This window comes from Micromonospora sp. U56 (genome assembly GCF_018070095.1).
GTDB classification, from domain to species: domain Bacteria; phylum Actinomycetota; class Actinomycetes; order Mycobacteriales; family Micromonosporaceae; genus Micromonospora; species Micromonospora purpureochromogenes.
This window is the reverse complement of the sequence record NZ_JAGPYL010000137.1, coordinates 1-16336: the sequence shown is the minus strand read 5'-3', so window position 1 is coordinate 16336 and position 16336 is coordinate 1. Positions and strand designations below refer to the sequence as shown.

General features: G+C 72.8%; 19 protein-coding genes. 12 read left to right on the top strand and 7 right to left on the bottom strand.

Features of this window, described 5'->3' with window-relative positions:
- The first annotated feature begins 31 nt into the window (after positions 1–31).
- The 3 genes from pip (at position 32) to KBX37_RS29575 (ending at position 3100) form a co-directional block, all read left to right on the top strand.
- Positions 32–991 (top strand): prolyl aminopeptidase, encoded by a 960-nt coding sequence (gene pip, locus KBX37_RS29585; RefSeq protein WP_210779173.1) that lies wholly within the window; start codon positions 32–34, stop codon positions 989–991.
- Between the two features lie 186 nt (positions 992–1177).
- Positions 1178–1822 carry a flavin reductase family protein gene (locus tag KBX37_RS29580; protein ID WP_210779171.1) on the top strand — a complete coding sequence of 215 codons (645 nt, stop codon included), beginning with the start codon at positions 1178–1180 and terminating at the stop codon, positions 1820–1822.
- Positions 1823–1966: 144 nt separating this feature from the next.
- The gene (locus tag KBX37_RS29575) at positions 1967–3100 is read left to right on the top strand and encodes a peptidoglycan-binding protein (RefSeq protein ID WP_210779170.1); all 1134 of its coding nucleotides are present in this window, start codon (positions 1967–1969) and stop codon (positions 3098–3100) included.
- A gap of 153 nt (positions 3101–3253) precedes the next feature.
- Here KBX37_RS29575 and KBX37_RS29570 read toward each other — a convergent pair whose 3' ends face one another.
- On the bottom strand, positions 3254–3517 hold the full coding sequence (locus KBX37_RS29570; protein ID WP_210779169.1) for a hypothetical protein: 264 nt from the start codon (positions 3515–3517) through the stop codon (positions 3254–3256).
- Between the two features lie 130 nt (positions 3518–3647).
- Here KBX37_RS29570 and KBX37_RS29565 point away from each other — a divergent pair, with 130 nt between their 5' ends.
- From KBX37_RS29565 to KBX37_RS29555, 3 genes are all read left to right on the top strand, one after another.
- Positions 3648–4235, top strand: coding sequence for an HD domain-containing protein (locus KBX37_RS29565; RefSeq protein ID WP_210779168.1), 588 nt, complete (start codon positions 3648–3650; stop codon positions 4233–4235).
- Between the two features lie 176 nt (positions 4236–4411).
- Positions 4412–4825 carry a VOC family protein gene (locus tag KBX37_RS29560; protein ID WP_210779167.1) on the top strand — a complete coding sequence of 138 codons (414 nt, stop codon included), beginning with the start codon at positions 4412–4414 and terminating at the stop codon, positions 4823–4825.
- Between the two features lie 73 nt (positions 4826–4898).
- The gene (locus KBX37_RS29555) at positions 4899–6473 is read left to right on the top strand and encodes an FMN-binding glutamate synthase family protein (protein ID WP_210779166.1); all 1575 of its coding nucleotides are present in this window, start codon (positions 4899–4901) and stop codon (positions 6471–6473) included.
- A gap of 4 nt (positions 6474–6477) precedes the next feature.
- Here KBX37_RS29555 and KBX37_RS29550 read toward each other — a convergent pair whose 3' ends face one another.
- Both KBX37_RS29550 and KBX37_RS35335 read right to left on the bottom strand, forming a co-directional pair.
- Positions 6478–7191: an RraA family protein gene (locus KBX37_RS29550; RefSeq protein ID WP_210779165.1), complete on the bottom strand. Its 714-nt coding sequence runs from the start codon at positions 7189–7191 to the stop codon at positions 6478–6480.
- A gap of 79 nt (positions 7192–7270) precedes the next feature.
- The gene (locus KBX37_RS35335; RefSeq protein ID WP_256440387.1) at positions 7271–7399 is read right to left on the bottom strand and encodes a hypothetical protein; all 129 of its coding nucleotides are present in this window, start codon (positions 7397–7399) and stop codon (positions 7271–7273) included.
- An 82-nt stretch (positions 7400–7481) separates the two neighbouring features.
- Here KBX37_RS35335 and KBX37_RS29545 point away from each other — a divergent pair, with 82 nt between their 5' ends.
- Genes KBX37_RS29545 through KBX37_RS29535 form a run of 3 tightly spaced genes read left to right on the top strand, consistent with a single transcriptional unit; the run spans position 7482 to position 8790 of the window.
- Positions 7482–8006 (top strand): GNAT family N-acetyltransferase, encoded by a 525-nt coding sequence (locus KBX37_RS29545; protein WP_210779164.1) that lies wholly within the window; start codon positions 7482–7484, stop codon positions 8004–8006.
- A gap of 58 nt (positions 8007–8064) precedes the next feature.
- Positions 8065–8406, top strand: coding sequence for a hypothetical protein (locus KBX37_RS29540; protein ID WP_210779163.1), 342 nt, complete (start codon positions 8065–8067; stop codon positions 8404–8406).
- Positions 8407–8457: 51 nt separating this feature from the next.
- Entirely contained in the window at positions 8458–8790 is a 333-nt protein-coding gene (locus tag KBX37_RS29535; RefSeq protein WP_210779162.1) for a hypothetical protein, read from the top strand.
- Between the two features lie 12 nt (positions 8791–8802).
- Here the strand turns inward: KBX37_RS29535 and KBX37_RS29530 are convergent, their stop codons facing one another.
- Positions 8803–11766 carry an OST-HTH/LOTUS domain-containing protein gene (locus KBX37_RS29530; protein ID WP_210779161.1) on the bottom strand — a complete coding sequence of 988 codons (2964 nt, stop codon included), beginning with the start codon at positions 11764–11766 and terminating at the stop codon, positions 8803–8805.
- A gap of 110 nt (positions 11767–11876) precedes the next feature.
- Between KBX37_RS29530 and KBX37_RS29525 the strand changes: the two genes are divergently transcribed.
- Positions 11877–12389 carry a DUF1877 family protein gene (locus KBX37_RS29525; protein WP_210779172.1) on the top strand — a complete coding sequence of 171 codons (513 nt, stop codon included), beginning with the start codon at positions 11877–11879 and terminating at the stop codon, positions 12387–12389.
- Positions 12390–12419: 30 nt separating this feature from the next.
- Here the strand turns inward: KBX37_RS29525 and KBX37_RS35330 are convergent, their stop codons facing one another.
- Entirely contained in the window at positions 12420–12554 is a 135-nt protein-coding gene (locus KBX37_RS35330; protein ID WP_256440386.1) for a hypothetical protein, read from the bottom strand.
- A 128-nt stretch (positions 12555–12682) separates the two neighbouring features.
- On the opposite strand from KBX37_RS35330, the gene KBX37_RS29520 reads away from it, so the two are divergent.
- Positions 12683–13129, top strand: coding sequence for a DUF2809 domain-containing protein (locus KBX37_RS29520; RefSeq protein WP_210779160.1), 447 nt, complete (start codon positions 12683–12685; stop codon positions 13127–13129).
- A 90-nt stretch (positions 13130–13219) separates the two neighbouring features.
- Here the strand turns inward: KBX37_RS29520 and KBX37_RS29515 are convergent, their stop codons facing one another.
- Positions 13220–14356 carry a CaiB/BaiF CoA-transferase family protein gene (locus KBX37_RS29515; protein ID WP_210779159.1) on the bottom strand — a complete coding sequence of 379 codons (1137 nt, stop codon included), beginning with the start codon at positions 14354–14356 and terminating at the stop codon, positions 13220–13222.
- A gap of 243 nt (positions 14357–14599) precedes the next feature.
- Between KBX37_RS29515 and KBX37_RS29510 the strand changes: the two genes are divergently transcribed.
- Positions 14600–15397 carry a maleylpyruvate isomerase family mycothiol-dependent enzyme gene (locus tag KBX37_RS29510; protein ID WP_210779158.1) on the top strand — a complete coding sequence of 266 codons (798 nt, stop codon included), beginning with the start codon at positions 14600–14602 and terminating at the stop codon, positions 15395–15397.
- A gap of 391 nt (positions 15398–15788) precedes the next feature.
- Here KBX37_RS29510 and KBX37_RS29505 read toward each other — a convergent pair.
- Positions 15789–16336: response regulator transcription factor (locus tag KBX37_RS29505; RefSeq protein WP_210779157.1), on the bottom strand; the 548-nt coding region annotated here is incomplete at its 5' end.

Below are 16336 nucleotides of genomic sequence, written 5' to 3'. Positions count from 1 at the left end.
GTTGCATCTAGTCCCCGGGGAGGGCCCACGCATGGACGCGCGCTATCCGCCGATCGAGCCGTACGACGACGGCATGCTCGACGTCGGCGACGGCAACGCCGTGTACTGGGAGGTCTGCGGCAATCCCGACGGCAAGCCCGCGCTCGTCGTGCACGGCGGACCGGGCTCGGGGTGCGGCACCGGGGTCCGCCGGTTCTTCGACCCGGCGCGCTACCGGATCGTGCTGTTCGACCAGCGTGGCTGCGGGCGCAGCACCCCGCACGCCAGCGACCCCGCCACCGACCTGCGGCACAACACCACCCACCATCTGGTCGCCGACACGGAGCGCCTGCGCGAGCACCTGGGCGTGCGGCGCTGGCTGCTGCACGGCGGGTCGTGGGGCTCGACCCTCATCCTGGCGTACGCGCAGCGGCACCCCGAGCGGGTGTCCGAGATCGTCATCAACGCGGTCACCAGCACCCGCCGCTCGGAGATCGACTGGCTCTACCGCGGCGTCGGCCGGTTCTTCCCCCAGCAGTGGGACCGCTTCCTCGCCGGCGCGCCCGGCACCCCACGCGACGGCGACGTCGTCGGCGCGTACGCCCGGCTGACGGCCGACCCGGACCCGGCGGTACGCGAGCGCGCCACCGTGGACTGGTGCGCCTGGGAGGACGCGGTCGTCTCGGGAGAGGCGGCCGTGACCAACCCGTACAGCGACCGCCCCTCGGCAGCCCGGACGGCCATGGTCCGGATCTGCTCGCACTACTTCGCCCACGGCGCCTGGCTGGAGGAGGGCGTCCTGCTGCGCGACGCGCACCGGCTCGCCGGCATTCCCGGGGTGCTGATCCACGGCCGGCTCGACCTGAGCAGCCCGTTGGACACCGCCTGGCAACTGCACCGGGCCTGGCCGGGCTCCGAGCTGATCGTCGTCGAGCAGGCGGGGCACTTCGGCACCGAGGAGACCCGGGGCCACGTCGTGCGCGCCCTCGACCGCTTCGCCACCGCCGGCTGACGCCGCGCCCGCGCCACGGCTCCTACTCTTCGACGGCCTTCGGACGGCCACCTCGGGCACGTCGCGCCGGGCGGCTCACCGCAACGCCACGTCCGATCGCCGCCAGCGATCGGCGTCGCCCGCGCGCAGAGTCGGGTACGGCCGGGTGGACCGCACCGGCCGTGGGCGTTCGCGAAGGGCAGGACCATGCACGTCGTACCCGATCTGAAGGTGCTCTACTTCGGCACCCCGGTGGTGTTGATCAGCTCCCGGAACCCGGACGGGAGCGCCAACCTCGCGCCGATGTCGTCGGCGTGGTGGCTGGGCCGGTCGGCCATGCTCGGCCTGGGTGACAGCGGCCAGACGACGGCCAACCTGCGGCGCGAGGGCGAGTGCGTGCTGAACCTGCCGTCCTCGGCGATGGTCGACGCGGTGGACCGGATCGCGCTGACCACCGGCCGGCCCACCGTGCCGGAACAGAAGGCCGCCCAGGGCTACCGGTACGAGCCGGACAAGTTCGCCCTCGCCGGGCTGACCCGCCAGCCGTCGGACCTGGTCGCGCCGCCCCGGGTGGCGCAGTGCCCGATCCAGTTGGAGTGCCGGGTGGTCGCCTCGTACCCGTTCGGCCCGACGCCGTCGTACGCCACCGCCTTCCAGGTGGAGGTGCTGCGCGCGCACGTCGAGGAGGACCTGGTCATCCCGGGCACGTCGTACGTGGACCCGCTGGGCTGGGATCCGCTGATCATGAAGTTCTGCGAGTTCTTCGGCGGCGGGCGCAACGTGCACCCGTCCCGGCTGGCCGAGGGCTGGCGGATGCCGCACGGGGGCCGGGCCGTGGCCCCGACGTCCTGACCTGGCGTCGTCCGGGCACATCGGATCGACGCGGGCCTCTAGCGCCCGGACCGGTCATGGCAATATCCTCCACTTCACGCGCGCACCTTGGAGTTCTCTTTCATCCCTGCCCCTGGGCCACCACCGGCCCGCCGAGGAGATGCCATGCACTTCGACCACCCTGAACTCGACCGCCGTACCCTGCTGCGGGCCGGCCTTGGCGCGGCGGCCGTCGCGGTCGTCGGGTCCGAACTGGCCTTTCCGGTCGCCGCGCAGGCCGATCCCGGCGCGGACCTCGACTGGATCTACAGCTGCGACGAGTGGGGCGCCCGCCCGCCGGCCGACCCGCTGGTGATCAGCGCCATCCCCACCAACAAGATCATCGTGCACCACATGGCGTTCCCGAACGTCACGGACTACTCCGAGGCGCAGGCGATCAAGCTGGCCCGGGACTGCCAGAACCTGCACATGGACGGCAACCGCTGGTCCGACACCGGCCAGCACTTCACCATCAGCCGCGGCGGCTACGTGCTGGAGGGGCGGCACGGCAGCCTGGAGCGGCTCCAGGCCGGCGACCGGCAGATGGTCTCGGCGCACTGCCCCGGCGAGAACGGCCGGGCGATCGGCATCGAGAACGAGGGCACCTACGTCACCGACACCCCGCCGGACGAGTTGCTCGCCTCGCTGGTGAAGCTCTGCACCACCATCTGCCGCCAGTACGGCCTGCACGCCCACGACATCTTCGGCCACTGGGACTTCCGCAACACCCTCTGCCCGGGCGCGACGTTCTACCGGCTCTTTCCGGACGTGCGCCGCCGGGTGTTCGAGAAGCTCGGGACCGACCTCGCCGACGTGCCGGCCCGCCGCTGGCCGGACCTGTGGCGCTTCGTCGGCTCCCCGTCCGTCCGGGTCGCGCAGTACCTGCTGGCGTACCGCGGCTACGCCGTCACGCCGAACAGCGCCTTTGACGCCGCCACCGTGGCGGCCGTGCAGGACTGGCAGGCCCGCAACGGCATCCCGGTCGACATCGACGCCACCATCACCGGCCCCACCTGGGAGACCCTCGCGCCGGAGCTGGAGAAGGACGCCACCGGTCTGCCGGTCCAGGCGGTGCAGTTCATCCTCAACGTGAAGGGCTACGCCGACGTCGCCGTCACCGGCGAGTACGACCACGCGACGAAACTGGCCGTCCAGGACATCCAGCAGCTGCACGGGCTGCCGGACAGCGGGAAGGTCAGCACCAGCACGTGGTGCGCGCTGGTCGGCGGGGTGGTGCGCCAGTCGTTCCGCCAGGACTGAGGACGCGACGGGGCTCGGCGGCGCGGTCGGCGAGACGCCTCACCGGGCCCCGTCGGCGGGACCGGTGAGGACGGCCGGCCAGCTCCGCGCGTCCGCCCTGACCCCCGCCGGGTTCGGTCCGGCACTCTTGTACAGGCCGGGCGCCGGAGCCCGTCACAGTCCGCTCGGCGTGCCGCCGTCAGTGCCGACGGCGGCGTCCGACGCCAGGCCCTGGCTTCCCCCGGCGCCCTGGCCGCGCAGGGATCCCCGACCGGTCCGCCGCCGCTCGCGCGAGATCTGGCGGGTCGCCCGGCGAGCCTCGCGGAGCGCCTGCTCGCGGCCGCTCGCCCGCGCGCGCCGCCGGCCCCGGCGCAGCAGACCACCGACGACTGCCACCAACAGCAGCACCACGGCCGTCCCGGCCCACCACAGGGTCACCCCCGCACGGTACGACGCAGGGTCGCCGCCGGTCATCCTCCGTCAGCACCGCCCGCCCGCCGGACCGGACACAGTCCGCGCACCCGGATCCATGCGGCGGCGACAGCAGGCCGACCTAGTCTTGCTACCCGTGACCGCCGCCGCCCTGCACCGCGCTCTCACCGACCCCGGCCCACCACCGCTGCGAGCCCTGCCCGCCCCGGTCGCCGAACTCCTGTCCAGCCTCGACGCGCCACCGCGGCTCGCCGCGCACCTGCGCGCCGTGCACGATGTCGCCTGGCACCTGACCGCCGCCCTGGCAGACTGGTCCCCCCTGCTGGAGTTCGACCGGGCAGCCGTCCTCTTCGGCGCGGCCACCCACGACATCGGCAAGGTCGTCCACCCCGAGGAACTCCGCGGGCCCGGGTCGGCCCACGAGCCCGCCGGTCGGGAACTGCTGCTGCGCCACGGTGTCGACGCCCCGCTGGCCCGGTTCGCCGCGACCCACGCCGGCTGGCGGAGCGGCGACGTCGATCTCGACGACCTGCTGGTCAGCCTCGCCGACAAGGTCTGGAAGGGCAAACGGGTGGCCGAGCTGGAACAGCTGGTGGTCGACCGGCTGGCCCGGGCCACCGGCAGCGAGCCGTGGCAGGCCTTCATGGACCTCGACGACATCCTGACCCGCCTCGCCGCCGACGCGGACCGACGGCTCGCCTTCCAGGCAGCTCACCCCGTGTAGGTAGGACCACCGTCGGGCTCTGACCTCGGCGAACGCGGCGACGAACGCCCGCACCCCGGCCACCGCCGCCTGCTCCCCGCGTCCATGCCGGTCCGTGTCCCGATCGGCGTGTACGCCGCCATCGCACCCCGGACGGGTGGGACGATGCGCTGGTCACCAAGTCACGGAGGGGTGCCATGGCTACCCAGCTCAACCCGTACCTCAACTTCGCCGGCAACGCACGCGAGGCGATGGAGTTCTACCAGCAGGTTTTCGGCGGGGACCTCTCGCTGACCACGTTCCGCGAGTTCGGCACCGAGGACCCGGCGATCGCCGACCAGATCATGCACGGCCTGCTCCGGACGGCCCACGGCCACGTGCTGATGGCCTCCGACATGCCACCCGGCATGGAGATCCGACGCGGCAACGCCAACACGGTCAGCCTCAGCGGTGACGACGCCGACGAGCTGCGCCGCTGGTGGGAGCAGCTCTCCTCCGGCGGTGTGGTGAGCGTGCCGCTGGAGAAGCAGATGTGGGGTGACGAGTTCGGCCAGTGCGAGGACCGGTTCGGCACCCCGTGGATGGTCAACATCGCCCAGGCGCAGGCCTGACCCGCAGCGCCGGGCCGAGGTAGCGCGCCCGCCGGCTGTTTGGGCGGCGGCGGGACCGGGGAGTGTGGCGGGCATGAAGTGGGCCAGTCGAGCCGTACCCGTCGTCGCCGCCGCTCTCGCGGGCCTCGCCGCACGCGACGTCCTGCAGCGCGACCACGCGCTGCTGCGCAACTTCCCGGTCGTCGGCCGGGCGCGCTACCTGCTGGAGTCGATCGGGCCGGAGCTGCGGCAGTACATCGTGGCCGGCAACAACGAGGAACGGCCGTTCACCCGCGACCAGCGGCGCTGGATCTACGCCTCGGCCAAGCAGGAGAACAACTACTTCGGCTTCGGCACGGACAACGACATCGAGTACACCCCCGGCTATCCGATCATCAAGCACCGCACCTTCGGCCGGGCCGTGCCGCCGTCGTCGCCGACGGCCGGGCACGACGTGCGGCTGCCGGCGGCGAAGGTGCTCGGCGGGGCGCGGGGGCGGGCCCGGGCGTTCCGCCCGGAGTCGGTCGTCAACATCTCCGGGATGAGCTTCGGCTCGCTCTCCGGCAACGCGGTCACCGCGCTGAACAAGGGCGCGGCGCTGGCCGGTTGCCTGCAGAACACCGGCGAGGGTGGGCTGTCGCCGTACCACCGCAACGGCGGCGACCTGGTGTTCCAGATCGGCACGGCGTACTTCGGCTGCCGCGACGAGCGCGGCCGGTTCAGCCTCGACAAGCTCAGGGACCTGGTGGCCGGCGCCCCCGTGCGGGCGTTGGAGGTCAAGCTCAGCCAGGGCGCCAAGCCCAGCCTGGGCGGGCTGCTGCCCGGGGCGAAGGTCTCCGCCGAGATCGCCGAGACCAGGGGCATCCCGCAGGGGCGGGACTGCGTCAGCCCGTCCCGGCACGCCGAGTTCTCCGACTGCGACAGCCTGCTGGACTGGGTGGAGCTGCTCGCCGCCGAGACCGGCCTGCCGGTGGGCATCAAGTCCGCCGTCGGTGACCTCGGCTTCTGGGAGGAGCTGACCACGCTGATGCGCGACACCGGGCGCGGCGTGGACTTCGTGACCGTGGACGGCGGCGAGGGCGGCACCGGCGCCGCGCCGCTGATCTTCACCGACTCGGTGTCGCTGCCGTTCCAGCAGGGCTTCGCCCGCGTCTACCGCACCTTCGCCGAGAAGGACCTGCACGAGCGGACGGTCTTCGTCGGGGCCGGCAAGCTGGGCCTGCCGGACAACGCCGTCGTCGCGTTCGCGCTCGGTTGCGACATGGTCAACGTCGGCCGGGAGGCGATGCTGGCGATCGGCTGCATCCAGGCGCAGAAGTGCCACACCGACACCTGCCCGACCGGCGTCGCCACCCAGAACCCGTGGCTCGCCCGGGGCCTCGACCCCGCCCTCAAGTCCGTACGCGCCGCCAACTACATCCGCACGCTGCGACGGGACCTGGTGAAGGTGGCCGAGGCGTGCGGTGTCGAGCACCCCGGCCTGATCGACACCGACGCGGTGGAGATCCTCGACGGCCGGACCTCCTCCATCCCGCTGCGCGAGGTGTACGGCTACCGGCCCGAATGGGGGCGGCGCTCGGCGGCCGACCGGGCGGAGATCGTCGCGCTGATGACCGGGGAGGCGCCGCAGGGCGGCAGCGCCCCGCCGTCGGCGACCGCAATGGGCTGACCGCTCACTCCTCGATCGCGCCGCCCACCGCCCGCAGGTGCTCACGGAAGGTCAGCGACGGGTCCTCCGCCCGCCGGGCCAGGTACGCGCCGAAGCCCACCTGCGCGCGCAACGGCACGCCGGCGCGGATCAGGTCGGCCTGCCGCCGCTCGGTGTCCCGGATCGACTCGGCCAGGTCGAACAGCTCCCCGGCCCGCTCGGCCGGCACGAAGAGCACCCCGTCGTCGTCGCCGAGGACGACATCGCCGGTGTCGACCGTCTGCTGCCCCACCTCGGCCGACGCCAGCGCCCCGGGCGGCCGGGCGTCGAGGCGCTGCGGGCCGGTGGGGATCGCGCCCAGGCTGAACACCGGCAGCCCGACGGCGCGGATGTCGGCGGTGTCCCGGTGCAGGCCCCAGACCACCACCCCGGCCAGGCCCGCGGCCTGCGCCTCCAGCACCACCAGGTCGCCGACGCAGCTCTCGTCGGTGCGCCCGCCGTTGTCGACGACGAGCACGTCGCCGGGCGACGCCCGGTCGATCGCCTCGAGGAACATGTCGACACTGCCGACGTGCCGGGCGGGCATCACCCGGCCGGCGAGCCGCGCGCCGGGCAGGACGGGTCGTACGGCGGCCGGCGCGCAGCGTACCGGCACTCCGGCGCGCAGGCAGGCGTCGGCGACGTGGGCGGTGGTCAGCGCCGCGAACCGCCGGCGCAGGTCTGGGGCATCGACGGTCATTCCCCGACCGTAGTGCGCCCGGCCCGGCCCGGTGGCCGGCCACCTCTGTACTCGTGGACTGCTTTCGGCGACCCCGGGGTCAGCGGCGGAAGGTCCGGTCGAGCAGGTCGAACAGGGCCCAGTGCCGCTCGAGGTACGCGTCGGCGCCGCCGCCGCTGGTCGGAACGTCCACGGTCGTCGTCCGCACGGGCAGCCGGTTCGTCGTCACGTCCCCGACGCTACCCAAGGTGACGCGTCACCTGACGAAATGGGTGGCCCGTCCCGCCCGACTCCGGCAGGATCCCGGACCGATGCTGATCAGACGTGAGACCCCCGCCGACATCGCCGCCGTCCGCGCGGTGCACACCGCCGCGTTCGCCTCGGCGGACGCCCCGGACGCCGTACCCGTCGAGGCCCCGCTGGTCGACGCGCTGCGCGCCGACGACGGTTGGCTGCCCGCCCTCTCGCTGGTCGCCACCGACGTCGACGGGCAGGTCGTCGGGCACGTGGTCTGCACCCGGGGCACGGTGGCCGGCGCGCCGGTGGCGCTCGGCCTGGGACCGCTCGGGGTGCTGCCCGGCTGGCAGCGCCGGGGCGTGGGGTCGGCGCTGATGCACGCGGTGCTCGGCGCGGCCGACGCGCTGGACGAGCCGCTGGTCGTGCTGCTCGGGCACCCGGAGTACTACCCGCGGTTCGGGTTCCGGCCGGCGGTCGACCTGGGCGTGACACCCCCCGGCCCGTGGGGTCCGCGGTACTTCATGGCCCGGCCGTTGAGCGCCTGGCGGCCCGACATCCAGGGCCCCTTCGCGTACGCGAAGCCCTTCGCCAACCTGTAGCGGCCTTCCCGCGCGCCCGCCGCTCGGGCATGCTGGGGTGATGGGAGAGGTGCTACCGATGCCCAGCTTCGGTGACCTGTTCACCGACACGCGGGGCGACGAGCGGACGATGCGGGTCAGCTACCACCCGGAACGCGGTGCCGTGGTGCTCTCACTGTGGAGCGGGCCCGTCTGCCGAGGCTCCTTTCGGCTGGCCGCCGACGACGTGGGCCGGCTGCGGGCCCTGCTCACCGCCATCGACGCGGACGCCGCGCGCCCGGCCGCCGAATCGGGCGGCGCGACGGCCACCGCCGGCGGCGAGGTCGCGGCGGAGGCCACGGAGGTCATCCAGACCGGCGACATCTCGGGTACGGCCCACCGGGCGGCGCTGCCGATCCTGCCCGCACCGCGGGTCGCCTGACATGGAAGCAGCTAAATGAGGCGGCCGCTCCGCCGATGCTAAGATCCGCTCGTGCGGAATGTTGACTTCTACGCACTGTCCGCGCAGGTGCTTCCCGCCCTCGCGATAGCGCTGGTGCTCCAGAGATGGTCCACATTCGTCGGCTACGGCATGAGTCGGCTCTCGGGAAGCCGGCAGAGCCTGGTCTTCCGGTCGATGCCGCTCGCCATTCTCCTCGCCGTCTTCGCGCTGGGCGAAACGGCCGCGATGCTCGTCGTCTTCATGGGCACCGAGGGACCCCTGCCGCTGGTGGCCGGTCCCGTCATCTGGCTGACCCTGCTGACACTCCTGGTCGCCATGTTCATCTCGGCCTTCACCAGGGTCCGGCTCCGAGAACCGCAGTAGGCGCCGCCCGGGTCAGGCGAGCGCGGCGAACGGGTGCCCGTCGTCGTTCTTCCCCACCGTTATCCGCTGGTCCGCCTCGGCCACCGCGTTGACCAGTTCGAGCAGCGAAGCGAAGCCCAGAGCGCGGTAGTTGAATCCGGGCGACCGAGCCAGGAGCCGGCTCCCGAGTTGCGACAGCAACATGGTCGACGCCCCTTCGAAGAGCCCATCCTGAATCACCTTGACGACGAAGTCGCAGATTTCCCGGTCCGGTGCCTTCGCCGCGCCCCGGACCGAGGTCGAGCCGCCCGGCTGGGCCGTCCTTCTGACCTCCGGGCCGGGCAGCTCCACCTCCAGCACGATGGGGCAGTACTGCACCCACTCGAGGAACCGCTCACGGTTACGGTCGTCGGTGCCCTCAAGCTGGGTGCCGAGCGACTTGGCGATCCCCGCCCGCAGGGCCGGGGTCAGGCGGCCGGCGCTCTCGATCACCGAGGCGCAGGAGAGGATCTGATACGGCAGGAGGACCGGGACGGTCGACGTCGGGCCACCGGAGGCGTAGGCGTACAGAAAGCCCTCGACGTGCCGCACGCTGGAGTGCCAGAGTTCCCCTGCCCAGATCCGCTCCCGCAGCGCGCGGACGTCGGCGGCGACGTCGCCGACTCCACGCTCCCACGAGCTGCGGCCGATCGCCATCACGCGGGAGGCCGCCAGGAGCGGCCACATCGACCGCAGGGCCGACGGTGGCGAGGTCGGCGTACTGACCGCCAGGAGGCTGCGGTGCCAGAATTCCGCCTCCTCCTCGGGGACCTGACTGACCATCCGCACCACGGCGATCGAGATCTCCTGGGCGAACCTCTTGCTGGTGGCGCGGAGCAGGGCGGCGATCAGTCCTTCGTCGTCCGTGGCGATGGCGAGCACCAGCAGCCGCGCCCGGGCCGGCCAGGACCGCTGGCGGTCCCCACTCTGGAGCATCTCCTTGGCGAGCCCGATGATCGTCGCGTCGGCCGACAGATAGGCGAGGTCCGCTGCCACGCAGGCGGCCCCGTCATGGGACGTCCGGTGCGGGTAGAGCAGATGAAAGCCCCCCACCGGGTCCCCCTGCTCGCCCAGGTCCCGCGCGTGGCTGGCGGCCCAGGCCCCCGCGCTCGGCCCGCCGAGAGGGACCCGCTGGACACGGGGTACGGGGTCCGCCGCGTCACCGGACTCGGCCGTCGCCACCGACGTGGGGCGCAGGTCGACGTCGCCGCCGAGCGCGTTCCCCAACTCCTCGGCGAAGTCCTGCTGGTCGCTGATCTCCGACGGCGTATTGCTGGGAACGAGTTCGTCCCGCCCGGTGGACCCCCGCTTCGGTCGCCCCCGCTTACCCCGTCGCCGGGGCGCCGGGATGGAAGGCTGCTCCGACGGGTCGGAATCCTGCTCGGATTTTTCGTCCATGAGCTCCCGAGCCACCGGGTCGCGCTCGTCGGCCTCCGCGAAACCGTCGAGCTCGCTCGCCTCCCCCGCCCCCAGCCGCAGCTCGGCTCCGTGGATGGAGCGGAAGAACGCCGGACGGTACAGGGGCGGGATGATGAAGGACCCGTTGTCGTTGCGCAGGAAGCCGACGTACCGCAGGACGGTGAGGACCTCCTCCAACTCCTCCCCGTCGACACCGAGTCGCTCCGAGATCTTCGCCCGGGTGAACCGGACCGTCTTGCCGCGCAGCTTTTCGATGTACGTCCGGGCGATGGTGCTCTCCGCGTACAACGTGTCCTGAAGCCGGGCGACGGACAGCTGCTTGTAGCCGACATGCAGTGCCCGCGGCGACAGGAACAGGTCCGCGTCCTTCGCCGCCCCCGGCGACCGGTCCCGCATCGCGATCTGGATCTCCGCGATCTGGGCGCTGCGCAGCAGCGTCAGCGCGTTGCGCGGGTTGAACTCCCGGGTGGCATCCACCGTGACCAGCAGCAGCCAGACCAGTGGGTCCAGGTTCTCGATGCGCCCGGGCAGGATGCTGCGGCAGAGCTTGCGGCGTCCGGCCGAGGTGGTCAGCATGTTCCTGACCGCCGGGTCCACCAGCTCGTCGCTGCCGGCGGTGATGCGCAGGGAGATCAGGTGCAGGATGGAGTCCGAGTCCCACAGGATCCGCGTGGTGCGCAGGTGGGTCGCGTTGACGAACCCCTCGTTCTGGGTGATGCGGTCGAAGATGTCGAGGCGCAGGAACAGCTTCGGTCGCATCCGCGTGCCGTAGCTGCACACGTCGAGGTGTGCCCGCAGCAGGCCGCGCAGCGCCGAGACCTCGATGTCGCGGCGGTCGGGGAAAGCCTCGTCCAGCCGGTCGAACAGGATCCACAGGCGCAGGTCCAGCTGCTCCAGCGCCTCGTAGATGAGGTCCAGCAGTCCCTCGAGGGTTTCGAGCGTGACGGGCTCCGCCGCCCCACCCGACGTACCGGACTCGTCCAGCGGCCGTGCCACGCGGCTGCGGTCCGTCTCCGCCTCCGAGATGGTGATGGTCGTTTCGAGCTTCGGACGCACCCGGCTGAGCACCCGCCGCCACACGGTGTGCGGGGTCGGCTCCTGCACCAGCAGCCCGCAGCTGCGCATGCCGTTGTGCAGGGAGCCGACGCTGACGGCCTCGGCGAAGGTCCTGACGATGTAGTTGCCGGCCAGGCCGACCATGTACGCCAGGAAGAGCTCGCGGTAGACCGCCTCGTCGTCGGCGTCGATCTGGTTGGTGAGCCGCTTGAACAGGATCGAGCCGCGGATGTTGAAGGCGGGCATGATGATGACGTCGGCGAGTTGCTCGATGTCGGCGTCCGGGCGGGTCAGAAACCGCGCGATGGCGCTCTTGCCGGTTCCCTTCGCGCCGATGACGAGGTCGGTCTCGTCGTGCACGAGCGCCCAGTACGTGCCGGTGCGGAGGAAGTAGGAGTCGAGGCGTTCGTCGTACTCGGCGACGTCCTGACCGAACCTCAGCTTGCCGATCGTGCCGATGTGGAGAGTGCGCTGATCGGTCATCCGCGCTCCGTTCGACGGGATCTCGCACGGATCGTACTCGACCGGTGCCACAATCTCCGGCACTGACGCTGCGGTGTCGGACGCGGCACCTAGGCTGCCGTCCCGTGAGCATGAACGGGAACTGGTTGCGGGTCACCCCGGCCGAGCTGGCGCGCGCCAAGGACGACCTGGACTGGGCGTACGACTTCGCGCAGGTGGCCATGGACGGCGAGGGCGAGCGCGTCGACGGCACCGGTAAGGCGTGGCATGCCTTGGACTTCCTGCTCGAGCGGCAGGGCGTCGAGCTGCCGATCGTGTACGGGGCCGAGGCGTTCGTCGAGACGCCGGAGGCGGCGGACGAGGACGACGTCACGGAGGATTCGGAGCACGACTGGGGTTACGGGCCGCCCCGCTACCTGACCCCGGAGCAGGTGGCCGAGGCGGCCGCGACGCTCGGCGGCCTCACCGAGGACGACCTGAGCCGCGGCGTGGACCAGGCCGAGCTGGCGCGCGCCGACATCTACCCGCAGGTCTGGGACCGGCCGGACCAGCTGTCGTGGGTGACGCACCACCTGCCGTACGCGCAGCGGTTCTTCGCCGCGGCGGCGCGGGAGGGCGACGCCGTCATCTGCTGGCTCGACTAGAGACGGTCGCCGAATCACGGGGGACGAGAGTCAGGCCAGCTCGACTCCGCCGTCGATGAGCGGGGCGCACGGCACGCCCGCGGCGGTGCGGTCGCGGAACCATTCGTCCCGGGTCCGCCGGGCCAACCGCGCGGCCAGGATCGGGCGCCGGGCGTCCCGGTGCACGGTGCGGTCCTGGTTGCGCCCCGAACCAGGGCGCGAAGCCCCTCCGAGCGGCCCTGTCCCGCCGCGCCGCCCCTCGACTGCGTCCATCGGGGCGGCACCCTGGACGTGCGGTGACTAGCATCCCCGAAATGTCGATCACGCCGAAGACGGTCCGGCTGTTCATGCCGGTGGCGGCGGCGCTCTTCCTCGGCGTGGCCCTGGCCATCCGCGCCGTCGACGACGGCCCGGTGCGCCAGTACTCCGGCACCGCCCTGTACGCGTCGATGGTCTGGGCGGGAGTGCTGTTCCTGTGGCCACGGATGGCGCCGGCGCCGGTCGGGGTGATCGCGGTGCTGTTCTGCTGGATGGTGGAATGCGCGCAGCTCACCGGGGTGCCGGCGGAGTTGTCGGCCCGGAGTCTGGTCGCGCGGCTGGCGCTCGGGGTCCAGTTCGATCCGGTCGATCTGCTCTGGTACCCGGTCGGGGTGATCCCGCTGGCCGCACTCCACCGACTGGTAGCCGGTGGCGTCCCGCTCACGCCTCGCGGGCAGCGGCAGCGGGAGGGCGCTGCCCAAGCCGGTGGCATGTCTGACTGATCGTCTGCCGGGACCGCACATCGAGTCGTCGGGCAGGCTCGTCGTCATCCACTGTGTCAGCGTGCGGCGCCCTGCCGGACCGGGAGATGCTCAGCCGGTCAGCCAGGCGCGGATGTCGTCGCCGTGCTCGTCGAGGCCAGGCGGTGGCAGGTCGTAGCGGGGCGGGGTGGTGGAGAAGGCGATCGGGTGCCGGACGCCGGGCACGCCGCCGACCGTGACCACCGGGTCGAGCCCGAGCTGCTCGGCCAGGGCGACGCCGCCGTCGACGGTGGTGATCGGGGCGCACGGCACGCCTGCGGCGGTGAGGTCACGGAACCACTCGTCCCGGGTTCGCCGGGCCAGCCGCGCCACCAGGATCGGGCGCAGGGCGTCCCGGTGCACGGTGCGGTCCTGGTTGCGCCCGAATCGGGGGTCGTCAGCCAGCTCGGGCAGGCCGAGCACCTGGCACAGCCGGCGGAACTGGCCGTCGTTCCCGGCGATGACGACGAGGTCGCCGTCGGCGGTGGGCAACGGCTCGTACGGGAAGAGGCTCGGGTGGGCGTTGCCCATCCGGTACGGGGCCGCGCCGCCGGCGACGTACCCGCTGGTGTGGTTGACCAGACCGGACAGTGCCGAGGAGAGCAGGTTCACCTCGACGTGCTGGCCGACACCGGTGCGGGCCCGGTGGTGCAGGGCGGCGAGGATGCCGACCGCCGCGTGCAGGCCGGCGATCACGTCGAACACGGCGACGCCGGCCTTGTACGGCGGACCGTCGGCGTCGCCGGTGAGGCTCATCAGGCCCGACGCCGCCTGGACCATCAGGTCGTAGCCGGGCAGGTGCGCTCCGCCGTGGGAGCCGAAGCCGCTGACGGAGGCGTAGACGATCCGGTCGTTGCCGGCCGCCACGCTGTCGTAGTCGAGGCCGAAGCGGCGCAGGCCACCGGGTCGGAAGTTCTCGATCATGACGTCGGCGCGGCGGGCGAGTTCCCGCGCGACGGCCAGGTCGTCGGGGTCGCCGAGGTCGAGCGCGATCGAGCGCTTGTTGCGGTTCACGCCGAGGTAGTAGGTGGAGACGCCCTCGCGCGCCGGCGGCGTCCAGGCCCGGGTGTCGTCCCCGCCGGGCCCCTCCACCTTGATCACCTCGGCGCCGAGGTCGGCCAGGAGCATGGTCGCGTACGGCCCGGCGAGGATGCGCGAGAAGTCCGCGACGAGGACGCCGTCGAGCGGCCCGGTCCGCTGCTCCCCCATCACCACTCCCCTTTTCGCCGTGGCTACCGTGCCCACGGCCTCGGTGCGCATCGGTGCCGCCCGTCGACCAGATGGAGGACACGACGGCACACCGAGGGTCCGTGCCGGCAGCGGAGCAGGACCGACTGATCGTTTCAGAATGAGGACACCACGTCATCCGCGCGCGCGGCCCGGCCGCGCGCCCGCCGCGTCGGCTGCGAAACTCGCTGTCCGCCTGCCGGAGCACGGTGCTAGACAGCCGGAGTGGAGAAGACTCTGGAGTTCCCCGCTCTGCTGCGGCTGATCGACGAACGGTCGACCGCCTTCCGCGCCGCGGTCGCCTCCGCGCCCAGCCTCGACGTACAGGTGCCGACTTGCCCCGAGTGGACGCTGTTCGATCTGGTGCAGCACCTGGGCGAGGGGCGCCGCTCCTGGGCCGCCACCGTCGCCGCAGGGCCCACCGCCCCGGCCAGGTCCGCATCCGAGGGCCCGGCTGCGCCTCGCGAGCGCGAGGCCCTGCTGGCCTGGTTGGCCGCATCGACGCAGCAGCTACTGGACGCATTGCGGCAGGCCGGCCCGGATCGCGGCTGCTGGACGTGGTGGGGTACGTCGCAGTCGCCGCAGACCTGCGGTGCCGTCGCCCGACACCAGCTCCAGGAGATCGCGGTGCACACCTACGACGCCCAGGTCACCCTGGGCGCCCCGCAGCCGCTGCCGCACGAGGTGGCACTCGACGGTGTCGAGGAGTTCCTGTCCACCTGCTGCACCACGACGGCCGCCTGGCCGCACCAGCCCGCTGCCGTCGACTACCACGCCACCGAGGGCCGCTCCTGGTGCAACTGGCTCTCCGCCGACGGCGCACGGGCCGCCCGCCTGCCCACACCCGGCACGATGTCCGCCACCGCTGCCGGCGAGGACCCGGACGCAGCCGACGCCTCCGCCCGAGGCACGGCCAGTGAGCTGGTCCTGGCCTTCTACGGCCGTGTTCCGGTGGACTCCCTGAAGCTCGACGGCGACCGACGTCTCTTCGACCTGCTCATAGCCTGGGAACCGGATGAGTAGGACGCAACGGTGCGCCACATCGTGCGCCCCGTGGGCATGCCTCCCACCGACGGCTACCGCGACGCCCTCGTCGCGTCCGGGCCGCTGATCGCGATCTCCGGCCAGGTTCCCCCGGATGCCTCGGGCCAGGCCAGCTCGCTGGTCCAGGTCGGCGTGCTGGTGCACCCGGGTTCCGGGTCAGGGTCAAGACGCCCTGGCCGTGCTCGCCGACCGCCCCGTCTCGCCGTCTCCGGCCTGCCCCGGACGCCGGTGCTGAGCGGCGTGGACATCGGCGTCGCTGACAGCGTGTCCACCGTCCGGGCGCGGGGCGGGTCGGGGCGCAGCGGACGGCCGTCGGGGTGCCGCCATGCCGACCTGCCGGCGGCGGGCGGCCGCCGACCTGCCGGCGACGTCAGGAGAGGGCGCGGGCCAGCTCGGTCCGGGAGCGGATGCCGAGCCGGTGGAAGATGTTGCGTAGGTGGTGGTCGACGGTGCGGGTGGAGAGGAACATCCGCGCGGCGATCTCCCGGTTCGTGGCGCCCTCGGCGACCAGTTGGGCGATCCGCAGCTGCTGTCCGGTCAGCAGGCGGGCCGCCGACGGGTCCGGCGCGCCGACCGACTCCCCGGCCGCCCGCAGCTCGGCGGCCGCCTGCTCCGCCCAGGTGGTCGCCCCGATCAGGGTGAACGCCTCCCGGGCGTCGTGCAGGTGCTCCCGTGCGTCCCGGGGGCGCCGGCTGCGCCGCAGCTCGCGGCCGAGCAGCAGCTCGGTGCGGGCCCGCTCGAACGCGCCGGCGTCGGTTGGGTGCAGCCGCAGCGCGGCCCGGAACTCCCGCTCGGCCTCGGCGCTGCCCCGGGGCGCGAGCAGGGCGTGGCAGCGCGCGGAGAGCGCCCGGCGTGACGGGTTCGCCGTGCTGCTGGCCCAGCGGTCGAAGACGGCGAGCGCGGCGCCGGCCGCCGCCC

What these genes read in the sequence shown, in the direction of transcription:
- pip (WP_210779173.1), top strand. Translation starts at nt 32, where the DNA reads ATGGACGCGCGCTATCCGCCGATCGAGCCGTACGACGACGGCATGCTC.
- KBX37_RS29580 (WP_210779171.1), top strand. Translation starts at nt 1,178, where the DNA reads ATGCACGTCGTACCCGATCTGAAGGTGCTCTACTTCGGCACCCCGGTG.
- KBX37_RS29575 (WP_210779170.1), top strand. Translation starts at nt 1,967, where the DNA reads ATGCACTTCGACCACCCTGAACTCGACCGCCGTACCCTGCTGCGGGCC.
- KBX37_RS29560 (WP_210779167.1), top strand. Translation starts at nt 4,412, where the DNA reads ATGGCTACCCAGCTCAACCCGTACCTCAACTTCGCCGGCAACGCACGC.
- KBX37_RS29555 (WP_210779166.1), top strand. Translation starts at nt 4,899, where the DNA reads ATGAAGTGGGCCAGTCGAGCCGTACCCGTCGTCGCCGCCGCTCTCGCG.
- KBX37_RS29550 (WP_210779165.1), bottom strand. Translation starts at nt 7,191, where the DNA reads ATGACCGTCGATGCCCCAGACCTGCGCCGGCGGTTCGCGGCGCTGACC.
- KBX37_RS29545 (WP_210779164.1), top strand. Translation starts at nt 7,482, where the DNA reads ATGCTGATCAGACGTGAGACCCCCGCCGACATCGCCGCCGTCCGCGCG.
- KBX37_RS29540 (WP_210779163.1), top strand. Translation starts at nt 8,065, where the DNA reads ATGCCCAGCTTCGGTGACCTGTTCACCGACACGCGGGGCGACGAGCGG.
- KBX37_RS29530 (WP_210779161.1), bottom strand. Translation starts at nt 11,766, where the DNA reads ATGACCGATCAGCGCACTCTCCACATCGGCACGATCGGCAAGCTGAGG.
- KBX37_RS29525 (WP_210779172.1), top strand. Translation starts at nt 11,877, where the DNA reads ATGAACGGGAACTGGTTGCGGGTCACCCCGGCCGAGCTGGCGCGCGCC.
- KBX37_RS29520 (WP_210779160.1), top strand. Translation starts at nt 12,683, where the DNA reads ATGTCGATCACGCCGAAGACGGTCCGGCTGTTCATGCCGGTGGCGGCG.
- KBX37_RS29515 (WP_210779159.1), bottom strand. Translation starts at nt 14,356, where the DNA reads ATGGGGGAGCAGCGGACCGGGCCGCTCGACGGCGTCCTCGTCGCGGAC.